The organism is Halomonas sp. Ps84H-12 (assembly GCF_024124725.1).
Classification (GTDB): Bacteria; Pseudomonadota; Gammaproteobacteria; order Pseudomonadales; family Halomonadaceae; genus Vreelandella; species Vreelandella aquamarina.
In genome coordinates, this window is the sequence record NZ_JAMXSJ010000039.1 from 1 (window position 1) to 22,330 (window position 22,330).

Below are 22,330 nucleotides of genomic sequence, written 5' to 3' on the forward strand. Positions count from 1 at the left end.
GATCAGCACGGTGGGTTTTGGCAATAACGGGCTTGCGAAAGCCAACTTGCACGGGGCGAATGATCAAAAAGTGCTCGCTGGCGGTGATAGGGAAAGTGTCGGCGCCGGCTTCACGGATTCAGGTAATTGTTATTATTGAATTTATTATTTTTTTGGTGCGCGTTTTTATAGGCGCTTGGGAAGAAATTTAGGCTACGATAATTTTTATGTCAACATGTTGTCATTTATTTTGAGCGGAAATAAATTTACGCCATGAATTACATAGAGTTGGAAGAGGGTGGCGCGACCACCTGTTGGCATGAGTAGCCGATGGCAAATGACGGGGTGTCTTGCAGCAGCGTAAGCAAAAAATTTATGGTTTCACAAGTAAGCAGGTCTGAAAATCCATTAGTTGTAAGCAACAGTTAGTAAAGAAGGTGAATATTTCAAAGTATGTACGACATACGCATGTAGGGTTTTTTTGGAACAGTATGTTTATTTTTTAAGTAATTGATTTTATTTACTTAAATGTCCTTGTGTTCTCTTATGATGCGGCTTAGCTAAGTATGCAACTCAACCTGAGAGGTATTGGCAGCTGAGAGCGTTAGTCGTAACACTCATCTGTACAGTTTTTCCTCTGCAGGTAACTACCATGTCGCAAACCACTGGGGTCGTTGAGCAAACGTCCTACGCGGAAGCCTCTGCTTTTAAGCCGATCTCTCTTGTGCTGGGCATCCTAATTGGCTTAGGTGTTTTCTTCCTGTTGCCAGAAACGCTGGCCTTTAATGCTCGTCTAGTGGCAGGCATTGCAATGCTGATGGCCACTTGGTGGATGACAGAGGCGATTCCGATTCCGGCTACATCACTGCTTCCGCTCGTGGTATTCCCATTTTTTGATATTGCGTCGGTGGGTGAGACTGCTTCGCCTTATGCGCACAGCATTGTCTTTCTAGTGTTGGGGGGAGTCCTGCTAGGTTTAGCAACGCAGCGTTGGAATTTACATCGCCGCTTCGCGCTATTGACAGTGCTAACAGTGGGTACCAAGCCTGCTCAAATTGTGTTTGGCTTGATGTTCGCTAGCTGGTTTATCACGATGTGGGTGAGCAATACCGCCACCGCAGTGATTATGGTGCCCATTGGAGGCTCGATCATCGCGCTGGTGAAGTCATTGGGTAACGGTGATGAAACGCCCAAGTTCTCTGCCGCTGTTTTACTGGGCATTGCCTACGCCATCACCATTGGCTCCATGGCGACGTTGATTGGCCAGCCGCCTATGGCGCTAATGCGCGCGTATATGGAAAACACCCACGCACTTAATATAGGGTTTGGCCACTGGATGCTGGTGGGGGTCCCTTTCTCATTCACCATGCTCATGCTGGCTTGGCTAGTTCTGAACAAGTTGGTGTTCCGCTCGGAAGTTAAGAATATCCAGGGCGGCCGAGCGATGATCGAAGCAGAACTCAAAAAGATGGGCCGTCTGTCGGCTGAAGAGTCACGTGTATTGATGGTTTTTGCCGGGGCTGTGTTCTGTTGGGTCTTCCTGCCGTTAATCGCGAGAATTCCAGTCGTGCAGAGTGCGCTGCCTTGGTTAGGTAACATCAACGATACCAGTGTGGCGATTCTTGCGGCGATTCTGATGTTCGTGATTCCTGCCTCTAAAGGAAAAGGGACCTTGCTGGATTGGTCGGCCACCCGTGACGTGCCCTGGGGAGTACTGATTTTGTTTGGTGGTGGCTTAACACTATCAGCTCAGTTCACCGCCACTGGTTTGAGTGCATGGGTTGGCGAGAGCGTTTCGGGATTATCTGAGCTACCGCCGATTCTGATCCTAACCATCACAGCTATCGTTATTATTCTATTGACCGAGTTAACCAGTAACACGGCGACGGCGGCTGCCTTCTTCCCCATTATGGGATCTATTGCCATGGGACTGGGTATCGAGCCTTTCTTGATGACCATTGTGGTCACCTTCGCCGTTAGTTGTGCCTTTATGTTGCCAGTCGCAACGCCTTCTAACGCAGTGGCTTTCGCCACAGGGGATCTTCCCATCAAAAGCATGATTCGGGCAGGTATCTGGCTCAATATCATAGGTATGTTAGTGATTATGGCCGCGCTTTATACCATTGTTCCTTTGGTTTTTGGTGTGTCTTTTTAACCTATGGTATTCAAGTTATTGACGTTAATTTTATGTTAACGCTGGTAGATATCCCACTCATTATTTTTTTAATAAGACGTTTGTGCTTACTGTGATAATAAAAGAGGTGTTTATGTCTCAACCCTGCATTATTTGCGTCGCCATTACCGGCAGCCTGCCGCGCAAAGAGAACAACCCTGCCGTGCCGGTTACGGTTGAAGAGCAGATTGAAAGTACTCAGGCAGCTTTTGAAGCTGGTGCGAGCATTGCTCATTGCCATGTGCGCAATGATGACCAAACGCCTTCATCCGACCCAGAGAAGTTTGGCCGTTTGATGGAAGGACTCAAGCAGCATTGCCCTGGCATGATCATTCAGCTCTCTACCGGTGGGCGTTCTGGGGCAGGTGAGGAGCGTGGTGGCATGCTGCCGCTTAAGCCTGATATGGCCAGCTTGTCGGTGGGCTCCAATAACTTTCCGAATCGTGTTTACGAGAATCCGCCGCAGCTGGTGGAGTGGCTGGCCGATGAGATGCTGAAGTACGGCGTTAAGCCCGAAATCGAAGCGTTTGATCTGTCACATATCCACCAAGCAGTGAATCTTTCCAAGCAAGGCAAACTAAAGGCACCGCTTTATGTTCAGTTTGTAATGGGCGTAAAGAATTCAATGCCCGCGGACAAGCCAACGTTTGATTTTTATATCGAGACGCTCAAACGGCTGGCACCGGAGGCCCAGTGGTGTGGTGCAGGCATTGGTGCTAATCAATACCTACTTAATGAGTGGTCGATTGCGGCAGGCGGCCATACTCGTACCGGGCTTGAAGATAACGTGCGCTTGGACAGTAATACGCTGGCGCCTTCTAACGCAGCATTAGTCAAGCGTACTGCCGCGTTGTGTGAAAAGTATCAGCGCCCTGTTGCTACCTGGCAGCAGGCGCGTGAGATGCTGGGGTTATAAAAAATAAAACTAACAATCCATAAGCAGGAGTTAAGTGATGACGGATATCACTATAGTGGGATCTGCGCCAGAGATCGATGAAATTAAGCGGGTAGTGCAGCTATATGTCGAGGGCTTTCAAGACGGTATTGAAAAACTAGAGGAGGCGTTTCATCGGGATGCGTGGATTTTTGCGCTGGACGCTGATGGCGTGTTGGCGACTGATTTGATCAGCGCTCGTTTCGAGCGTTGGGCGAACAGTCACCGAGCGGTGAAGAGCCGATTTATTGCGGTGGTCCAAGCCGGAGAAGTAGCCAGCGTGCTCTTAGGTTTTGACAACAGCGAAAACCTTAGGGACTCTTGGGTAGATGTGATTGCACTACTTAAGGTTGGCGGTAACTGGAAAATTACCAATAAGACCGCTGCGCATAGTAGTCGCGCAGCATGGGCCCAGCCTTAAACGAACAACAGGATAAGATGTGTAGGATAAAACGACAGTGTTAGTAACACTGTCGTTTAGTTTTCTAGAGTTGCTGGGTTAGATACGCTAAAGCGCCTACTGCCATGGCTTCTATACCCGTGCGCAACGTCACGTCATTGCCTGGGAAATAATAGGGCGAATGCGGCATTTCAAGGTGACGCATTTTCTGCGAAACGCTAATCCCAGGGACTTCCGCCCAGCGTTCTGCGGGAGTGGCTCCAATAAACCAGTAAACGTAGGGAATATCTTCTTCACCAAAACCGCCTGCTTCTGCATTCCCAAAAAAGGGGAAATCCTCGCTGCCATTAAGCCGTGGCATGTCATAAAGGTTAGCATCACCGAAATGCTCTGCGTGAGCGCGGCGTACATGTTCAACCGCCATGGTGTTGTTTTCTAAGGCGATGGTTTCATTGAGCACGTTAAATGTCGGTGGTTTGGGCGATCGTCCAGCATTGCACTCAGCGTGAATGATACGCTCGATAGATTCAACCACTTGGCTGTGTAATGTGTTATCAAAGCTGCGGATATTGATCTCAAGCTCTGCCGAGTGAGGAATAATGTTGGCCTGGGTGCCAGCGTGAAGCTTGCCAACTGTAACCACCACCGTTTCCTCTGGCGGAACCTCGCGAGCAACGATTGTCTGCAGTCGGGTGACCACATGAGCAGCAATCACTACGGGATCCACCGTTTGTGCGGGCATGGAGCCGTGGCCTCCGTTGCCGTGAATGGTAATGGCCAAATTGGTGCAAGCAGCCATAGTGCTACCAGCGCGGTGCCCGACAGTACCAGCAAGAGCGGGCATATTGTGCTGGCCAAGAATAATGTCAGGACGTGGAAAGCGCGTATAGAGGCCATCATTCAACATCGCTTTAGCACCGCCAAAAACTTCTTCTGCGGGCTGACAAATCAGCATTAGAGTACCTGCCCATTGCTCTTTAAGGCCTGCCATGACGGCTGCCGTACCCACGATGCAACTGCTGTGCAGGTCATGGCCGCATGCGTGCATTAGCGGTACCTCTCTGCCATCCTCAGCGACAGTGGTTTCGCTACTGGCGAAATCAAGCCCCGTTTCTTCCTTGATGGGTAATGCATCCATATCGCTGCGTAACATCACTGTTGGCCCTTCACCGTTACGCAGTAATGCCACAACGCCTGTTCCGCCAATGCCACGGGTTACCTCATAGCCGAAACTGTCCAAAGCATTGGCGAGCCGTGCACTCGTCTTATGCTCCTGGAACGGCAGCTCGGGGGATTTATGCAACTGACGGTAGAGCGACTGAATATCTTCGAATGCTGCTTCTAGCTGAGTGGAGATGGCGCACTTTAAGTTTAAACGACCGGTCTGGATGCTCATTTAACTCTCCTGGCACTCATTGAGAATGGGAAGGTGTGGGTTCGGTAAGCGGGGGCTTGGCAAGACATTGCCAAGACATCACAACGCCGAGGTTGAGCAGCATTGCCCAGACGCCAGCGTGCCAGCCGAAGGGTGAGATCCAGACGAACTCCATCAATAAGTAGGCTAGGCTGCCGAAGAGGGCACCTGCCATGACACTGGCGCGGCGTAGCTGTGGCATAAATAGTGCGCCGAACACCATGGGAAATAATTGAACAATCAATCCATAAGCGCCGAGCAGCAGCAGTACCAACGAAGAAGGATTGGCCAGTGCGAATAGGTAAGCAATCAGCGACAGACCGAGCACGCTCCAGCGTGTTGCGCTAACGACCGCCTTCTCGCCAGCACATTTCATCATGGTGGGGCCGACGACGTCGCGCACCAATACTACCGCAGCAGTATGAGCTAAGTTGGCACCTGTCGACATAGCAGCGGCCAGCGCGCCGGAAAGCATCAAGCCGATGACCCAAGGCGAGAAATTGGCCACGTCCATCACCATGCGTAGAAGCACTGTATCAGAGCGTTCTAATGGGGTATCAGCAAACACTAAAATACCGGCAAACCCAATGAATAGCAGCGGTACCAGCAAGTAGGCGTAGAGGGGGTAAAAAACGCTTACTTTGCGTAGCGTTTTACCGCTATCAGCAGAGTAGAACTTCATAAACAGGTGCGGCCACATGGCGCCGCCGAAAGCGCTTACTAACACTGCCGTACTGAAGTAGCCCCAGTTCATCCCGGTGGCTCCAGGCATTGTCAGGTATTCCGGCATTGTCATTTGGACTTGATTGAACATCTCGCCCACGCCACCGTAGAGGCGTTCAGAGATGCTAAGTCCCAAAAACCATGCGATGACTATCATCATGATGCCCTGGAGAAGGTTGGTCCAGCCGATGCCGTTCAGGCCGCTGCAAAAGACGTAGGCTGCAACCACTAAAAAGGCTAATAAAGCACCCAGCCAGAAGGGAATGAGGCCATCAGTAGCTGCCTGAAATAGCAGGCCAGCACCGGCAATCTGAATGGTAAGGTAGGGTACCAATGCCAGTACGCCGATTACTCCGGCCAAAATGCCCAGTGTTTTACTTTGGTAGTGGTCGGCAATCATATCACCTTGAGTGAGATAGCCCCGTTCGCGTCCTAGCTTGGCTACGCGCGGACCCATGGCCCAAATAGTGATGGGGACCAGCGACAGGTAAGCGAGGATATAGAAGGCAGGCGCACCGTGCTGATAGCTCCAACCTGGCGCGCCCAGGAATGCGAAGGCTGAAAATATCTCGGCACCAAGGATGAAGAACAAGATCACCACACCGACGTGGCGACCACCCGCAACATAGCCTTCCAAACTGGAATTCTCTTGACCACGGGCACGAAGCCCTACCCATAAGACCAGGATGAGATAGGTCAATGTAATACCAATAACAACAATCGAATCATTCATAGCGTCCACCTCCGTGACGAACCACAAAGGCTACCCACATGCCGACAAATAGAATCAGCATCCATAAGATGTACCAGAAAAACAGAAAGGGCAGGCCGAACACGGTGGGTTCGATACGGTTGGCGATGAGTGCGCCGGGCCAGATCATCGCCAGGGTGCACACTGCAAAGTGCAAACCCGTTAGAAGGTGATAGGTCTTGTTCATAGGAGTTTCCTGCTCGCCATGGCGAGTCTTGTTTTTGGATTGTTATTTCACTATGAAACAAGAATAGAGATACAAAAAATATAGATTTTAGATGTTATCCATACCATATGGGTATGGGTGGTCGGCGTGGTCAGAGGTAATAGCAGATAACTTGAGGTGAGGATAAGCTAATGGAATTTCGCCAATTGGAGTACTTTATTGCCGTGGTAGAAACAGGCTCAATTTCTGCCGCTAGCCGCAAAGTGCATGTTGCGCAACCAGCGCTGACACGACAGATGAGGTTGTTGGAGGAAGATGTAGGTACCCAGCTTCTCGATCGCCATGCTCGGGGTGTTCGGTTGACTGTCCCAGGGCAAGCGCTTTATAGCGAAGCCACACGGATACTAGATGAGCGTTCTGATTTAAAAGCGCGCCTGCTGGCGCTTGGCAGCGGACAAACAGGAAAACTCAGTCTTGGTGTAACCGTGACACACTTGTGGGTCACCGGAGTGTCCGAACTCATGGGCGGCTATCGTGGCCGCTATCCCCATGTAGCGCTGGATGTCTTTCCGCTACTTTCTGGCCCACAGTTGGAGAGGCTGCAACAAGGTAGCCTCGATGTGGGTATTCTCTATCTAGATGATTATGCGCAGTCAGGGATCGAGACACGTCTACTGCAGCAGGATCACTTGGTACTTGCCGTGCCTGCCACGTCGATTTGGGCGCAAACACCGCCGAAAAAACTAACGGAGCTTGCTAACGCTGAATTTGTCTGGGGGTATCGTAGCATTTCCCCGGTCTACTATGATCGGGTGGTAGCGCATTTTTCACGGCTGAGCTTTGAGCCCCGCGTAGTGCAGTATGGCGCTGATAATATTACGATTCTTAGTATGGTGGCGGCTGGATTAGGTTTGGCGATTGTACCGGCTGCCAGTCGCAGCCACCCCATGCCTGGAATCAATTTTATCGAGCTAGCTGAGTTAACTTCCTGTGATATGCCGCTGTGGTTGGCGTGGAGAGCGGGTAATGTATCGCCGGTGCTCGATAATTTTATTCAAATGGCAGTAGAGATATTTGAGTAGCCTTGCTGCTCGGGCTTATATAGCAGTAAGTCGCTGCGATGATTTTCAGCGCAACGACTTGAGCGGCACTAACAGTGTTTGGTGATATTAGTACACTAACTTGATTTCTTGAGCGTTTCCGAAAAAATCTCACCGGAAATCGCCCAGTTGTCCATGGATACATCATTGAAAATGACGTAAACGTATTGCGGGTCGATGTTGCCATGCTGGGCAATCGCATCGGTAACGGCTTTGGCAATAGCAGGTTTGGCTTCGTCTCGGCCATCAAACATCTGAATATTTACGACTGGCATGTTGAATCCTCTTGGAGCGTAAAGAGTAAGCTTTATCGAGCTAACTGCTCGAAAAAACAGCTTAGCCCTGCTCCGGAAGTTGATAAACATACTAAAACCTGTTTCAGAGTAGAGTGAAATTCTACATTCATCCGAATGCGTTCTGGTCTGCCAGTGAGACCAGTTCGTCGATAATAAAGCGAACGCTCGGTAGCAGCTGATATGAGCGTGGCCAAATAATATTAAGTTCTGTGGGTGAGGGGGCGAACTCTGGGAGGATTGTCACCAACTTTCCCTGAACGATAAAAGGTCGCAGCAATGCCTCTGGAAACTGAACGATCCCCGCGCCTGCCATGCAGGCATCCATCATCGCGTCGCCATCGCTTATTTGATGATAAGGTGAGGGGTTAAACCTTACTTCCTGCCCATTATCGTCTTTGACTCGCCAGCTCAACGGTGACCCACCGCGCCAAGCCATTAAGCAGCGGTGTTGACTGAGCGCCTGTAAGTTCTGTGGGGTTCCATAGCGTTCAAGGTAGCTAGGTGATGCACAAAGCACGAGATGCTGGTCATTGAGTTTCTTGGCGACCAGGTCGGCACTGTCCTTCAAGGCACCATAGCGGATGGCGAGATCAAATCCGGCATCCAGCGGGTCAATGATGCGATCATTGAAGGTGAGGGTAAGCTTCAGGTGCGGATAACGCTCGGTCATGCCTAACAAAATTGGCATCATCACAGACCGACCAAAGGCGGCGGGCATATCAATCCGCACTGTGCCAGATGGTTCTCTCAGCTTTGAGCGTAGCGAGTTTTCTGCTGCCTGCAGTGTATCGAGAGCGCTTTGACAGCTGGCAAAATAGGCTTCCCCTTCCGTGGTAAGGCTTAGCTTACGCGTGGTGCGATAAAGTAATTTGGTAGCTAAGTGCTGTTCCAGCTTAGAAACACTTTTTCCTAGCGCCGATTTAGAAATGCCCAGTTCATTGGCTGCCGCGGTAAAGCTTCCCGCTTTGGCAACGGCAACAAAATAGACAATGGCACGTGGATTGTCAGAAAAAACTGGGCTGCTCATGATAAGTGATCCTATTTTGCTAGGCGGACGGTAATACACATTACGAACAAGCAGTAATGGATAAACAAGATTTATTCGCCAGTTTAAAAGTCATCCCAGTACGGCGGATCACCGAAATATCCGTCTAAAAAGTCGATAAAACACCTCACCTTACTCGCCAATAGTTTACGGTGCGCATAAACGGCATAAAGACCTAGCCTGGATTTCTCATAGCACCTCAGCCAGTACCGCACTCAGGCTCTAACACCGCTAAACACCTATTGGCTCGACTTACATCGGCTACTTTTTAACCACTTTTCGTCGTTCAGACACACCTCCCCCTTCCCCCCATTGCGTCGGGCCGGGGGCGCCCGAGCAGTCAGTTCGGCACCAACCGCCTGACGAGATCGGATAGCGCCGTTTTATAGGGGTAGCTGTCACTCATGAGTACGCGGATTCGACGCGTATTGCGAATGATGACCGCGCCTACTTTGATGAGCTTGAGCCTCAGGTTGCTCGGACTCATGCGCGCGAAGGGCGTGTGCTTCAGGTAAGTTCGTAACCGCTCGAACAGTGTATAAGCGAAGCCCGACAAGATCAGCCGCCACTGATTGGCCCACCAGTGCGTGCTGGAGGTACGGTCAGCGAACAGGCTCAGTTGTTGATCCTTGATCCGGTTCTCCATGTCACCCCGGGCACAGTACTGCTCGTAGTAAAGCTTGAAGCCGTCATCGTAACGGGAACTGATGATAAACCGGGGATTAGAGCCCAGCTCGCCTTCTTCCAGACGGGCCACCACCCAGCGTGGGTATTTCCAGGAGTGTGCTTGATACGGAAAGCGAAACGTCTCCGCTACTTTCCCTCCCACCTGCCACTGAGTCTTGCGTACCAGCATCATGGGCACATCCACTTCCTTGAGCAGCCGGCTGTTCTTGCCAATACCCACGATGTAGTCGACGTGATGCCGATCGCACCAGTTCAGCATCCGGGGACGACAAAAGTGGCTATCACCGCGTAACACGATGCGGGTATCGGGCCAGTATTGACGGATAAACCTTACCAGTAAGGCAAGGATGGCCCAGCTATGGCGGCTGTCGCTGCGGTCACTGGTGCGCAGATAGCTCACCAGTAAGTGGCGCCCACAGAAGACATACAGTGGGAAGTAGCAGTGGTGATCGTAATAACGGTTAAAGAACTTGCCGGGTTGCTCGCCATGCACGGGGATGTCGGTGCCATCAAAGTCCAGCACGATCTCCTTTGGTGGTTCGTCATGCTGTTCAATGAAGTGATGCCACAGCAACTCATGGGCCTTCACTATTGCTTGCCGATCGGCGTTCTGCTCCACCCGGCACAGCGTCGACTTGCCTGCCAGCGTATCCTCTTCACCGAGCGCTGTCTGAAGGGCCTGATCATAGCGCAGGGCCTCATGGTCGTTGAAATCTTCATAGCCAGCGGCGACACCGAACACCCGCTGACGAACCAGAGTGTCGAGCTTATGACGAACCTGTTCCGGTGCGCGGGGATCATGAAGCACGGCGGCCAAGCGGCGTGTCAGGCGATGCTGTTTATCGACTTCACGAAGCAGGAGTAATCCGGCGTCCGACGTAATGTGGCCCCCGGAGAAGTCGGCTTCAATTTGGCGGCGTGAGAGTGGCGAGAAGGTCAGCTTTTCAGGTACCATTTTGGAAGCGGCTGTTGGTGCTTGATGGATTGGTTAGGTTCTTGAAATCATAGCACTTTCAGCCGCTTTCTTTTATACCCTGTGAGAAATCCGGGCTAGGCATTCATTAAACCGAGTGTTGCACTTGAAGTTGGAGACCGCCCTGTATGAGTGATCCTCGGATCGTATATGGACTCCCCGTTTGCCAGCATGAGGCACGATAGGCGGTAGGTACGACTGCACACGTATATCCGGTCTTATGAAAGATGCCAACGGCATCGGATCCTAATGGGCTATTCGCACGTCAGCTCCCATTCGCTTACACGAGCTCTATGGCTCAGCGATCCACAGGGGTTTTCTGACGTCGGTTCGACCTGTTCGCCATCTAGCAGCATGCTCAGCAATCGTTGATGGTGGGGTGCCTCAGGTTTCCGGTGCTACGCCGCCTGCGATGCCAGGTCGGGGTCATAGGCCTTGTCGTGGCGTGTGATCGCCCAGGCGAGGCGAGCCGTCTTGTTGGCCAGCGTGATGACCACGACATTGGCGTGCTTGCGTTGGGCCAGTGCCTGACCCAGTGGCTGAGGTTGTCCTCCCGGCCTTCGCTCCATCGCAGTGCCGTGCGAGCCCCATGAACCAGCAAGGTGCGCAGATAACAGTCGCCGCGCTTGCTGATGCCCAGCTGGCGGTCGCGCCCGCCGGTACTGTGTTGTCGCGGTGTCAGCCCCAGCGAGGCGGCAAAATCGCGGCCGCGTTTGAAGGCTTGAGCATCGCCCAGGGCGCCGGTCAATGCACTGGCGGTCAATATGCCGACGCCGCGTAGGGTCATCAGGCGCCTGGCGACGGGGTCAGTCTGGGCGTGGCGCTCAATGCGTTCTGTCACCGTGACGATGCGGTCATCAAGGTGGCGAAGATCCTCGGCGAGACTCGGCAACAAGACACGAAAGTCGTCGGTCAAGCCGTTCTCGGCATCCTCCAGCCAGCGTGGCAAGGCCGCGCGCAGCTGGCCAATGCCGGTGGGCGCCACCAGCCCGTACTCGCCGATCAGGCCACGAATCTGGTTGGCCTTGGCGGTACGCTGCTGAACCAGTTCACTGCGTGCCGCCTGAACATCCTGCTGGGCGACCGTCTTGACGGCGACGAAGCGCATGTGAGGCCGGTTCATGGCCTCGCAGATCGCTTCGGCATCCACGCGATCGTTCTTGTTACTCTTGACGTAGGGCTTCACGAACTGGGCGGCGATCAGCTTGACGTGGTAACCGCGCGCCTGCAGCACGCGTGCCCAATGATGGGCGGAGGCACACGCTTCCATGCCGATCTCGGCGCCCGCGGGGACGCGCTTGACGATGGCATCCAGCCACTTGTCACGCTGGTACTTGCCGCGCCATTGAACCTGATCATGGCGATCGACGCCGTGGACATGAAAGACGGACTTGGCAATATCGACACCAACGCGTGAAATGCTCATGGGATGCGCTCCTCAGCCGGTGACCTCACCCTCTCAGTATGGCGCACCGGCGCCGGTAGAGGGTGGGGAGGAATCCATCCCATTGTTTACGGATGAACTCCTGGCGCTTGTCATCGCACATCTGCCCGGTGCGGGTCAGGAACTCGATGGCAACCTCCCACTCCGCCTGGGTGAGCTCGACCTCCCTGATGAAACCGTGCAGGTGCTTGACCAGTGAGGCCATCACCTCACGCAGGCGGGGAGTCACCTCATCGCCCATGCGGGCGTTGACCGCCTCGACGGAGCGCTCTTCGGTGAAGTAATCAATCTGTGACATTTGGCGTTCCTCTCCTTGGGCCCGCCTTGGCAGGCTCCTATACTTTATTCAGGGTTGGCACCGCTCCAGGCTCGCTGCAGCAGTTCACGAACGGCGTCACGCTCAACAGGCTGGGGGTTCCAGTAGGGGGTCTTCACGGCTAGGTCGGCGGCACGATCCAGGTCGGATTCGGCCAACCCCAGCTCCTTGAGCGCCAGAGGCGCCCCGAGTGACCTGGCGAAGTCATGCAGGCCAGTGCCCAGCTCACCGCCGAACAGCTCGGGGGCCGGTGCCAGCACATCCGCCGCGGCGCGGGCGTTGTAGGCGACGGTATGCGGCAGCATGATGGCGTGGGTCTCGGCATGGGGCAGGTCGAAGCTGCCGCCGAGGGTGTGACACAGCTTGTGGTGCAGTGCCATGCCTACCGTGCCCAGCACGGTGCCACACAGCCATGAGCCGTAGAGAGCGTTGCTGCGGGCCTCTACATCACCGGGGCGTTCGACGATGACCGGGAGGGCCTCCTTAAGGCCGCGGATCCCCTCCAGCGCAATCAGTGCCGTGATGGGATTGCGGTCCTTGGCATAGAGGCCTTCGACGGCATGGGCCATGGCATTTAGCCCGCTAGTCACGCTCATACCCACCGGCAACCCCAGGGTCAGGTTAGCGTCATAGATCACCACCTCGGGCAGGATCGAGGCGTCCTTGACGGTAGTCTTCACGCCCTCCTCGGTCTGGCCCAGGATCGGCGTAGCCTCGGAGCCGGCATAGGTGGTGGCCACCACCACCTGAGGAGCGCCATTGCGGTAGGCAATCGCCTTGCCCAGGCCGATGGTCGAGCCGCCACCCAGGGCGACCACGCAGTCGGCCCCCACCTCGGCGTAGGCCGCCACGGCCTGCACGGTGACCGCCACCGGCGTGTGCATGGCGGCTTCACTGAAGACGCCAGCGCCCAGCTCACCCAGTTCATGGTTGAGCCGCTCGGCATCCTCGCGCTGGAAAGGGGTAGAGAGCACCAAGGCTCGGGAGCCACCAAGCTGGCGAATCTCGTCAGTTACCTTGGCCAAGCTGCCAGGGCCGAACACGATGCGAGCCGGGTTGGCGGTATAGATGAAGTCGTGTGACATCATAATCTCCAGGGGAAAATTATTATCGATCGTGGCTCAGGCGCAGCGACTGGTCTGATGGTTCGGTGCCTGCATGTGTAGCTGCAGCATGACTTCATCGCACTGCCGGCGCAGCGCTTCTGGTGAACTAGAGGCGGCTAAGTAGTAGTCGGGGCGAACCATCACGTAGGTGACATCGATCTCGTTGAACCAGCGCGCATAGGTGCCATCCGAGTCCTCGGCGTCACATGGAGTGCTAGGAGCTCCCAGGGTCACGGCGCGCCCTCTCAGCAGGCTTAGCTGTTCAAGCCGAGCCGCATTTAGCGCCGCTTCCGGCGGTGCCCCGAGGCCGATCACCATCCACCACCCCACAGCCTCATCGAAATTGATCGTTCCCTGAAGCGCACGATGGGCTTACTTACGCCAAAGCGAGCACTCCTGAAATATTACTTGTAAAAGTTAGTAAAGACCGAAGCAGTAATGACTCCGGCCTTCACTGGACAGGTGCATTGATTCCAATGCCAGGACGCGTCTTCTACGAGTGGACTGGGGGGAATACGCCATTGAGGAAAGACGCCAGTTCCTCCGTGCTATCCAGCGGAAAAATGCCGGCCACGTACTGATCCGGGCGTACGACCACTACTGCGCCACCCCGAGAGATAGCACGTTCTTCGAATATATCGTGGTCCTCGAGTGTACCGAACACATGCTCCATATCGGTCAGCTCGAAACACCCCGCTTTAGGCTTAAAAACCTGGGCAACATCTGACATATCGAAGTCAGTGTAGGCCTGTTGGTGGATCAATTTGATGTCGAACAGCAGGGGAGGCAAAGCCTCTTCCGCCCAGTAGGTCCAGGATCCCAGCACCTCAGACTCGTTGGGGGCTGGTGCGTCTGCAAATACATACACGCGCCAGCGACCATCAGCAGTGTGCTGGTGGCCAATGTGCAGAGGCACCAGATCACATACCCGACCCACCTGTGCGGATTTGAAACGTCGGCCTATTGGGTAGCCGGCCGCGAGTTGCTGATGACGTACGGATGTGGTGATTATGGATGGCTCGTACTCGGTGAGGTAACCGGCATTGAACTCCGCTGTCTGGGTATAGAACGTTTCCAGTTCCTGTGGATCCTTTAGTCGGTCGTTCGACTCAGCCATGAGAGAAGACCACTGTTTGTCGAACTCGATAAGCCGGTGAGCAATGTCTCTGCGTTCGTCGGCATAGGTACATAGAAGTTGCTTGGGGCTGTTACCGGTGAGCACATGGCCCAATTTCCAAGCAAGGTTGAAGCCATCCTGCATGGAAACGTTCATTCCTTGGCCTGCTTGCGCTGAGTGTGTATGGCAGGCGTCGCCAGTGATAAAAACGCGCGGGTACTCACTGTTTGTTTTTTCGGAGCTCCTGTCATCGAAATCGTCAGTGATACGGTGGCTTACCTCATAGACTGAGTGCCACACCACATTTCTCACATCAAGCTTATATGGATTCATGATTGCCTGAGCTTGAGCGACTATCTTCTCGAGAGGGGTTTCCCGGACACTACGTTCGTTGCCTTCCGGAACTTCTCCAAGGTTTACATAAAGGCGGAACAGGAACCCACCCTCGCGCGGGATGAGTAGGATGGAACGACCATTGTTGGCTTTAATGGTGCACTTCTTTCGAACATCCGGAAAGTCAGTATCTGCAAGAACATCCATGACACCCCAAGCCTGGTTCGCTTGGTTACCGCTAAGCCGGTACCCCAGCGACTTTCGAACATTACTCCGTGCGCCGTCTGCTCCAATTAGATACTTTGTCCGGATCTGAAACTCTTCACCTTGATCGTCACCAGCGGAGCGGCGTAATGTGACTTTGATCGGATAGTCGCTGTCTTCCAATACATCAAAATCAACGAATTCATAACCGTAGTCCGGCTCCATGCGAGTGGGCGCGTTTTTCATGTAACGGTTAAAATGATCAATGATTCGCGTTTGAGTAATGAGCATCATGGGCCATTCACTGAACTTTGTGGGGAGCTCCCGGACACTGCTTTCCCGCGCGACATGCTCTGGTTCGTTCGGATCCGGCTTCCAGAACGTCATGTCTGTAATAGTGTGGGCCTCCGCATAGATCTCGTGCGCGAATCCAAATGCCTGAAATGTCTCCATGGTTCGCGAATGAACACCATCTGCATTGGCCAGTTCCAGACGGTGGCCACGCTTTTCAATCATGCGTGTATTTATGTTCGGAAATTGTGAGAGCTGCGCAGCTGCGATTGATCCGGCCGGCCCACAGCCGACGATGAGAACATCCATAGTCTCTGGCAGATCTTTGGGTCGATCGACTCCAACCCCTTGAGCCGGCAAGGTCATAGGGTCACCGGTTTGATAGCCTGATACGTGAAACTGCATATCAATACTCCAACTTATTATATATTGAAAATATGTGTTGATGGTTTTCTGCATTTAAGAGCCCTAACAAGGCTCTCCGAACGCCAGCTGGTCTTTCAGTTTCGATCGTCAGACCTTAGCGCTGGCGGCCAGCTGGCTGGCCTGGTTCTGCTCGTCTTCCTTGGCCTTGGCGCGCGGACGCGCGTGGCGGTGCTGCAGCTCGGGCTGCTCGGTCTTGGCCAGCTCGATGTCGAACACCACCTCGGAGAAGGAACCGTCCAGCTCGCGCTTGGCGATCTCGTCCTTGTCCTCGATGCGCTTGGCCGTCACCACCAGCTCCTCGCGGGTCGCGAAGGCGAAGTCGTCGAAGGTGTAGGGGTCGCCCGCCAGGTTGATCTGGGTGGTCAGGTGCTGGTGACCCGGCGCGGAGATGAAGTAGTGGATATGCGCCGGGCGCTCGCCGTGACGGCCCAGGGACTTGAGCACCACGTCGGTGGGGGCGCCTTCCGGCACGCCGTAACCGGAGGGGATGATGCTGCGCGCGGTATAACGCCCTTCGCTGTCGGCGTAGATGGTGCGGCGCATGTTGTACTCGTCCTGGGTCGGATCGAAGAACGAGTAGCAGCCCTTGGAGTTGCAGTGCCAGATCTCGACCTTGGCGCCGGGGATCGGGGTGCCGTCCACGTCACGCACCTGGCCGGTCAGCCACATCACCTCGGCATCCGGGTCGCTGCCGTCGTCCATGCGCGCGAAGCCCTCGGCTTCCGGGGCGCCGGCCACGTAGAGCGGGCCCTCGATGGTGCGCGGGGTGCCGCCGGTGCGCTTGGCCTCGGCGTCGGTCGCGTCCTGGCGCATGTCCAGGAAGTGATCGAAGCCCAGGCCCGGGGAGAGCAGGCCGAACTGGGTATCATGGCCCAGGGCATTGAGCAGGCTGACGGCGAACCAGTACTCCTCCTCGCTGACGTCGAAGTCGTCGATCAGCTTGTAGAGGTCGGAGATCAGGCGGTGCATGATCTGCTTGGCGCGCTCGTTGCCGCCCTCCTGGTCGAAGCCGGCGACGGTCTTCAGGAAATCCTGCACTTCGGGGGTGCCGAATATCTTCACGGTCATGGTGTTGTTCCTATTGTGTTATTCCGTGCGGGTCGGCGCCGATCGACGACCCGCTGTCGGTCAGATGCGCTTGAAGAGGGCCGAGCGTTGGGTCGTCTCGGCACCATCGGCGGCGGTGAGGAAGCGCTCCATATCAATGTCGCGCTCGAACAGCCGGCCCTTCATCAGGCCCCGAGGTGGTATCGATCATCGGCGACGGCCGCACAGGTAGGCCTTGTGCTCGCTGAAGCGGCCATTTAAGTAGGTATTGGCCGTATCCTGAACGAAGCCCACGAAACCATCCCAGGCGTCATCATCTAGGGGTGAATTAAGGGCCGGCACGTAGGTGAAACTCTCGTGCTCGGCGGCAAGCTGTTCGAAACGTTCGCTTCTCTCCTTTACGCGCACAAAGCGCTTGAGGTTCCTGGGAATGGATGACTGGGACATCTAGCACCTCCGAGTGAGTCGTCACCCAGGTGTTACAAGAGCCGTGCCAAGTTCCGAAAAAAAGGCATAGATCATTGCGAAACAATGACCTGCGTCATGGGAAGTGAGAGCTCACAGGAGAGCTGGCATGAGAGAGATCAAGGAAATGGTGAAATGCTGCGGCGCAGCTTCACAAAAACATGAAATCCTGGAAAAGCCGGGGCTGGGCCAGGCGGATGTTGGTGGAAAACGCATTGGGGACTTATGCTGTGGCCTTCGCCGGCGACAAGACCGGCCGGCCGGCTGAGTTAGACTAAAGAACAACCCAGCCAATAATAGAACAACACGCGACCGCCTGACGCCACGAGGAACCCCATGCCCGCACTCCTGACGACCCCGCACTACCCCGACAGCCAGGACATTCTCGACAAGTTGCGTTTCCTGCCTGACGAGGGCCAGATCTGGCTCGGCGAGCAGCGAATGCTGCTGCTGCAAGTACAAACCATGGCCACCTTCCGCAAGGAGATCGTCAATACCATGGGCCTGCAGCGCGCGCGCAGCTTCTTCATGCGACTGGGTTACCATGCCGGCATCCAGGATGCCGAGCTGGCCCGGGCAGTACGCGGCCAGGACATGTCGGTGGAGGATGGCTTTTTGACCGGCCCTCAGCTCCACGCCCTGCGCGGGCTGGTGAAGGTGGCGCCCATCGCCCTGGAGATCGACACCCAGAGCGGGCACTTTTATAGCGAGTTCGAGTGGCAGGACTCCTACGAGGTGGCCATCAGCCAAAGCGCTTTCGGCCTGCTCAAGGAGCCGGTGTGCTGGCTGCAGCTGGGCTATGCCTGCGCCTACTCCAGCCAGTTCCTGGGCCACGAGATCCAGTATCGCGAGGTGGAGTGCCGGGGCCGTGGCGACGAGCGCTGTCACATCGTCGGCAAGCCGGCCCATGAATGGGAAGATCACGAGGCCTTCGCCGAACTCTTCCGCGAGGATCCACTGATCGACGAGCTCTATGAGTTGCAGTCACGCATCGCCTATCTCGAAGACGACATCGTCCGACACCAGGGCGAGGAGCGTCATCGCCCCATTGGCCAGGCCCCGGCCTTCCTGGGTGCGCTCGACCTGATCGACCGCGCCGCGCGCTCCGAGGTATCGATCCTGCTGCTCGGCGAGACCGGTACCGGCAAGGAGATCTTCGCCCACCGCGCCCACCAGCAGAGTGAGCGCTCTACCGGTCCCTTCGTGGCGGTCAATTGCGCCGCCATCCCGCCCGAGCTGATCGAGTCGGAGCTGTTCGGCGTCGAGAAGGGGGCCTATACCGGCGCGGTGCAGTCCCGCGCCGGGCGCTTCGAGCGTGCCCACGGCGGCACCCTGTTCCTCGATGAACTCGCCGAGCTCTCGCCGCGCGCCCAGGCGGCGCTGCTGCGGGTACTGCAGGAGAAGCAGATCGAGCGCGTCGGCGGCCAGGCCAGCTACCACGTCGACGTCCGCATCATCGCCGCCACCCATGGCGACCTGACGGAGCGCGTCCAGGACGGTCGCTTCCGCGCCGATCTCTTCTACCGGCTCAATGCCTATCCGGTGATGATCCCGCCGCTGCGTGAGCGTCGCGACGACATCCCCCCGCTCGCCGAGCACTTTCTTGCCCGCTTCGAGCAGCACTATCGCATCAAGACCCTGGGCTTCACCGACCAGGCCCTGGCGGCCATGCACCGTCATGCCTGGCCGGGCAATATCCGCGAGATGCAGAACACCATCGAGCGTGGTGTGATCCTCACCGGCGACCGTCAGTCTATTAGTGAGCAGGCGCTGTTCGGCCAACGGCCTGATCCTGTTGGTCAGGTACTTGGCGACAGCGGGCACTTCACCTCAGACACCTCAGCAACGAGCGATACCGGCGATGCTCTGGAAACGCTGTGTACCAGCATTCTGGAAGGCGGCATCGCGCTCGAGACGTTGGAGGAAGCACTACTGGAGCAAGCCTATCGCGAGGCCAAGGGCAATATCTCAGCCGCCGCCCGGCGCCTGGGGCTAAGCCGGGCGGCCCTGGACTATCGGCTGAAGAAGCCGGGAAAGGTGTAGCGAATGAATCGACGGCCTACATGGCGGGCAACGACAGTAGAGCCGTGGGGGCAGGACAGACCGCACATCACCCAGTGAGCCGCTGCACGGTCACCGTGCGATGTGCGAGATCAAGACAGAGCAGGCCGCCTTGCCGATGCGCTTGTGCAGGGGGAGGCACGGATTTATCCTTGCTCAGTTCAATGAGAATAGCTTCAGTCTGGATAATTGCACATGTCCGCTCGTAAGGTAGCGTCACTATACTTCTTTCCTTGTTCTAGCAGCCCTTGGTTTGAGTATATATCTCCATACCCCCTGATCTGAGTACGGCTCCAAAGGTGGTCAAATGATACGCGATAATCGCCGTTTTTTTTACGGCGTGATTCCTTGGAGACATGGAGAATATTATTCGTGCGGGCACACAATAGTTAGAGTCGATGCTTTTTAAGACGGTAGGCATAGGCTGCACGTGTCATTCCTAGACGCTGCGCTGCTGCAGATATATTTCCGCCACTATCACTATTGGCAGCTTGAATTAGTGCTCTTTCTACCTCTTCTAATGTCATGCCAGCGTCTAGGAGTGGTTGAACACGCTGTCTAGGAGATACGTTGCTGGAGTTGTCGTCGAGTGTTGGCATGAGCATGCCCGAATCATCAAGGCCTTGAGCTTTCTCGCGCTCCAGTGTCGGGACGCGGTAATCACCAAACAATGCTTTTTCAGAAATGTGTTTATTGTCAGCAGTGAGAATCACACCTCGTTCGACGCAGTTCTTGAGTTCGCGAACGTTTCCTGGCCAGCGGTACTGGTGCATGGCTGAGCGAGCCTGGTCGGAAAAGCCAAGTGTGCGGCGCTGGTAGTGATGCTCGAAGTGGGTGAGAAAGTGCTCCGCCAATGGCACGATGTCGTCAAGGCGCTGGTATAACGGTGGTACGCTCAACGTAAAAGCGTTAAGGCGGTAAAATAGATCCTGGCGAAAATTGCCCTGTTCAACACGTGCTAGTAGGTCAGTATGGGTAGCGGCAACGATACGCACGTTGACCTCTGTGACGCTCTCGCCGCCGACACGTTCGATCTGACCTTCCTGAAGCGCGCGCAAAAGCGCTGCCTGTGCACGCGGTGAAAGTTCAGCAAGCTCATCCAGAAATAGGGTGCCTCCATCGGCGCGTTCAAAACGGCCCATACGTGACTGCACCGCACCCGTGTAGGCGCCCTTTTCGACGCCAAAGAGCTCTGACTCAATGAGTTCAGGCGGTATAGCAGCGCAGTTTACTGCAATAAATGGCCCGCTGGCACGGAGGCTATGATCATGCAGACGTCTCGCAAGAATCTCTTTTCCCGTACCGGTTTCGCCCAATAGCAACACGGGAACCTCCGAGGGAGCAGCACTGTCGAGCATGGTGAGCATCTCTCGAAAGGCTGGTGTTGAGCCAATTGGCCCCCAGGTCTCCTGGTTTCGTGTGCGAGCCAGATCGCTTTCCAGTGTGGCAATACGCGCCTGAAGTTCGTAAAGCTCGTCAATCAGAGGAGCTTCACGCAGTAATTCAGCAAAGGCGACATGATCGGGCCACTCTTCGGCCAGCTTACCAATGATACGGCAATTGTCGTCGCCACAGGCTCGGCAACTCACTTCTCTGTACTGTACTTCGCGGCCCAATAGTTGAGTGGCGTAGCCTGACGCGTAACCCAGCAATGTCCAACATGCAGGCTCACGCTGTCGTCCGCGTGCACGCCACACGTCCACTTCAAACGAACCTTTCCATATGAATTCGCTATAAAAAAGATCCTGCTCGAGATTCATCTCCAGGCTGATCGGCACAGCCTGCACATGCCCCTGCAACGCATGTAGCTGTGGCCCAGCGAGAAAGCTCTCCTCCAACCCTAAACGCTCTCCCCTCAACGACTCGCCAAGCTCGGCATCCATCAGTCCTGAGTAGTAGCCGAGGCGCATAAAGATCCCCCGGGCGCGCTCCATGCCCAACGTCGTAATTAACTCGTTGCGAAAGAATGTCGACGCGGCAAGTGGCATCAGCAGCATGCGCTGCTCGCCTAGCCAAATTTGACCCTCTTCAGGCAGAAAGCGTAGCGCGTCCATTAAGTCGCGAGCATTCGGGTAGTCAGAAGATGAAATAAACATGCCGACTCACGTTGAGGTTGGTAGCGAAGGGGGAAGAAGCAAAAGAGTATCACTTGGTTTGCTGCCTTGGAAAAGCACAACAACTACAAAGAAGTGAAAGTCGGTTGATGATTTGATGAAGGGTTAATCAAATGATTAAACGCTATTTGCGAACGGATGTTCGCCAGGCGGATTAAAAAGTCATGTAGATCAGTTAATTCCTTGATAGCTGTCCTATTTCTTAAATCGGCACGCTTTTTGAAAGGTAGTTGCTAAAGGACCAGCGATAAGTCATTGATTTATACTAAAGTATTAGATTTTCAATGGTCGTGCTGGGTACCTTGGTTATGACATGCCCCTGTCGAAATAACGGAAGATGCTGATATGTACAACATAACAACCGATAGGAACACCGTGGATAGCAACGGCCCAACCCGCCTGCCGTTTAGGCCCCTTTCATGTCCTGCTATTAAGCGCCTAGCACTTGTAAGTGGCCTGCTGTTGTCACTAACAACCGCTAGCTTGGCAACAGCTGCCGAGGAGCGAGAACCTGCCGAGGTGTATCAACAGGTTTGCTCTCATTGTCACAACTTAGATAAAGCAGTTGGGCCCATGATTACCATGCCTTTTCCTGAAGGGGCCTGGGAGGCGAGGGGTAATCATATTCGTAACACGGTTAGGCAAGGCCGTGCTGCGATGCCTTCATTCCGTGAAGCCAAAATCAGTGATGCCGAGCTTGAGGGACTGATTGACGCTTTATTACGCGGTGAACTGGCAAATGCTGCCACAGGTGAGGAGTAATGC

The 22,330-nt window shown here is 54.9% G+C and carries 20 protein-coding genes and 1 pseudogene; 7 read left to right on the forward strand and 14 right to left on the reverse strand.

All coding sequences use genetic code 11. The features are described 5' to 3' along the window. Positions 1-631: 631 nt before the first annotated feature. The 3 genes from NH344_RS15635 to NH344_RS15645 all read left to right on the forward strand — a co-directional run bounded on the left by NH344_RS15635 (position 632) and on the right by NH344_RS15645 (position 3,507). Positions 632-2,134 carry a DASS family sodium-coupled anion symporter gene (locus NH344_RS15635; protein ID WP_253028105.1) on the forward strand — a complete coding sequence of 501 codons (1,503 nt, stop codon included), beginning with the start codon at positions 632-634 and terminating at the stop codon, positions 2,132-2,134. A gap of 112 nt (positions 2,135-2,246) precedes the next feature. Further along, positions 2,247-3,068, forward strand: coding sequence for a 3-keto-5-aminohexanoate cleavage protein (locus tag NH344_RS15640; RefSeq protein ID WP_062375052.1), 822 nt, complete (start codon positions 2,247-2,249; stop codon positions 3,066-3,068). A 37-nt stretch (positions 3,069-3,105) separates the two neighbouring features. Continuing rightward, complete coding sequence (locus NH344_RS15645; RefSeq protein WP_062375030.1) at positions 3,106-3,507, forward strand: nuclear transport factor 2 family protein; 402 nt, start codon at positions 3,106-3,108, stop codon at positions 3,505-3,507. A gap of 64 nt (positions 3,508-3,571) precedes the next feature. On the opposite strand, the gene NH344_RS15650 is transcribed toward NH344_RS15645, so the two are convergent. Genes NH344_RS15650 through NH344_RS15660 form a run of 3 tightly spaced genes read right to left on the reverse strand, consistent with a single transcriptional unit; the run spans position 3,572 to position 6,561 of the window. Continuing rightward, entirely contained in the window at positions 3,572-4,882 is a 1,311-nt protein-coding gene (locus NH344_RS15650; protein WP_062375031.1) for an amidohydrolase, read from the reverse strand. A gap of 16 nt (positions 4,883-4,898) precedes the next feature. Then, on the reverse strand, positions 4,899-6,356 hold the full coding sequence (locus tag NH344_RS15655; RefSeq protein WP_253028106.1) for a sodium:solute symporter family protein: 1,458 nt from the start codon (positions 6,354-6,356) through the stop codon (positions 4,899-4,901). After that, entirely contained in the window at positions 6,349-6,561 is a 213-nt protein-coding gene (locus tag NH344_RS15660; RefSeq protein ID WP_253028107.1) for a DUF3311 domain-containing protein, read from the reverse strand. The genes NH344_RS15655 and NH344_RS15660 overlap by 8 nt, the downstream gene beginning before the upstream one ends. A gap of 170 nt (positions 6,562-6,731) precedes the next feature. On the opposite strand from NH344_RS15660, the gene NH344_RS15665 reads away from it, so the two are divergent. Then, complete coding sequence (locus NH344_RS15665) at positions 6,732-7,622, forward strand: LysR family transcriptional regulator (protein WP_253028108.1); 891 nt, start codon at positions 6,732-6,734, stop codon at positions 7,620-7,622. Between the two features lie 95 nt (positions 7,623-7,717). On the opposite strand, the gene NH344_RS15670 is transcribed toward NH344_RS15665, so the two are convergent. The 10 genes and pseudogenes from NH344_RS15670 to NH344_RS15715 all read right to left on the reverse strand — a co-directional run bounded on the left by NH344_RS15670 (position 7,718) and on the right by NH344_RS15715 (position 17,372). Next, positions 7,718-7,915, reverse strand: coding sequence for a 4-oxalocrotonate tautomerase family protein (locus NH344_RS15670; RefSeq protein WP_062375038.1), 198 nt, complete (start codon positions 7,913-7,915; stop codon positions 7,718-7,720). 127 nt (positions 7,916-8,042) lie between these two features. Then, positions 8,043-9,002 carry a LysR family transcriptional regulator gene (locus tag NH344_RS15675; RefSeq protein WP_253028109.1) on the reverse strand — a complete coding sequence of 320 codons (960 nt, stop codon included), beginning with the start codon at positions 9,000-9,002 and terminating at the stop codon, positions 8,043-8,045. Positions 9,003-9,321: 319 nt separating this feature from the next. Continuing rightward, complete coding sequence (locus tag NH344_RS15680) at positions 9,322-10,623, reverse strand: IS1380 family transposase (protein ID WP_253028110.1); 1,302 nt, start codon at positions 10,621-10,623, stop codon at positions 9,322-9,324. 416 nt (positions 10,624-11,039) lie between these two features. Further along, positions 11,040-12,067, reverse strand: a pseudogene (locus NH344_RS15685) (IS110 family transposase). Between the two features lie 25 nt (positions 12,068-12,092). After that, positions 12,093-12,383 (reverse strand): dioxygenase, encoded by a 291-nt coding sequence (locus tag NH344_RS15690; RefSeq protein WP_035562932.1) that lies wholly within the window; start codon positions 12,381-12,383, stop codon positions 12,093-12,095. 44 nt (positions 12,384-12,427) lie between these two features. Continuing rightward, entirely contained in the window at positions 12,428-13,486 is a 1,059-nt protein-coding gene (locus tag NH344_RS15695) for a maleylacetate reductase (protein ID WP_035562935.1), read from the reverse strand. A gap of 36 nt (positions 13,487-13,522) precedes the next feature. After that, positions 13,523-13,825 (reverse strand): hypothetical protein, encoded by a 303-nt coding sequence (locus NH344_RS15700; RefSeq protein WP_253028111.1) that lies wholly within the window; start codon positions 13,823-13,825, stop codon positions 13,523-13,525. A gap of 175 nt (positions 13,826-14,000) precedes the next feature. Beyond that, positions 14,001-15,857, reverse strand: a complete 1,857-nt coding sequence (locus NH344_RS15705; RefSeq protein ID WP_035562941.1) for an FAD-dependent monooxygenase — start codon at positions 15,855-15,857, stop codon at positions 14,001-14,003. 108 nt (positions 15,858-15,965) lie between these two features. After that, on the reverse strand, positions 15,966-16,946 hold the full coding sequence (catA, locus tag NH344_RS15710; RefSeq protein ID WP_035562943.1) for a catechol 1,2-dioxygenase: 981 nt from the start codon (positions 16,944-16,946) through the stop codon (positions 15,966-15,968). Positions 16,947-17,132: 186 nt separating this feature from the next. Then, the gene (locus tag NH344_RS15715) at positions 17,133-17,372 is read right to left on the reverse strand and encodes a hypothetical protein (RefSeq protein WP_035562946.1); all 240 of its coding nucleotides are present in this window, start codon (positions 17,370-17,372) and stop codon (positions 17,133-17,135) included. A 127-nt stretch (positions 17,373-17,499) separates the two neighbouring features. On the opposite strand from NH344_RS15715, the gene NH344_RS15720 reads away from it, so the two are divergent. Then, positions 17,500-17,658 (forward strand): hypothetical protein, encoded by a 159-nt coding sequence (locus NH344_RS15720; RefSeq protein WP_158414199.1) that lies wholly within the window; start codon positions 17,500-17,502, stop codon positions 17,656-17,658. A 68-nt stretch (positions 17,659-17,726) separates the two neighbouring features. Beyond that, positions 17,727-19,433 (forward strand): sigma-54-dependent Fis family transcriptional regulator, encoded by a 1,707-nt coding sequence (locus NH344_RS15725; RefSeq protein ID WP_253028112.1) that lies wholly within the window; start codon positions 17,727-17,729, stop codon positions 19,431-19,433. 407 nt (positions 19,434-19,840) lie between these two features. Here NH344_RS15725 and NH344_RS15730 read toward each other — a convergent pair whose 3' ends face one another. Then, on the reverse strand, positions 19,841-21,547 hold the full coding sequence (locus tag NH344_RS15730; RefSeq protein ID WP_253028113.1) for a sigma-54-dependent Fis family transcriptional regulator: 1,707 nt from the start codon (positions 21,545-21,547) through the stop codon (positions 19,841-19,843). A 363-nt stretch (positions 21,548-21,910) separates the two neighbouring features. On the opposite strand from NH344_RS15730, the gene NH344_RS15735 reads away from it, so the two are divergent. Then, positions 21,911-22,327, forward strand: a complete 417-nt coding sequence (locus NH344_RS15735) for a cytochrome c (RefSeq protein WP_138799585.1) — start codon at positions 21,911-21,913, stop codon at positions 22,325-22,327. Positions 22,328-22,330 lie beyond the last annotated feature (3 nt).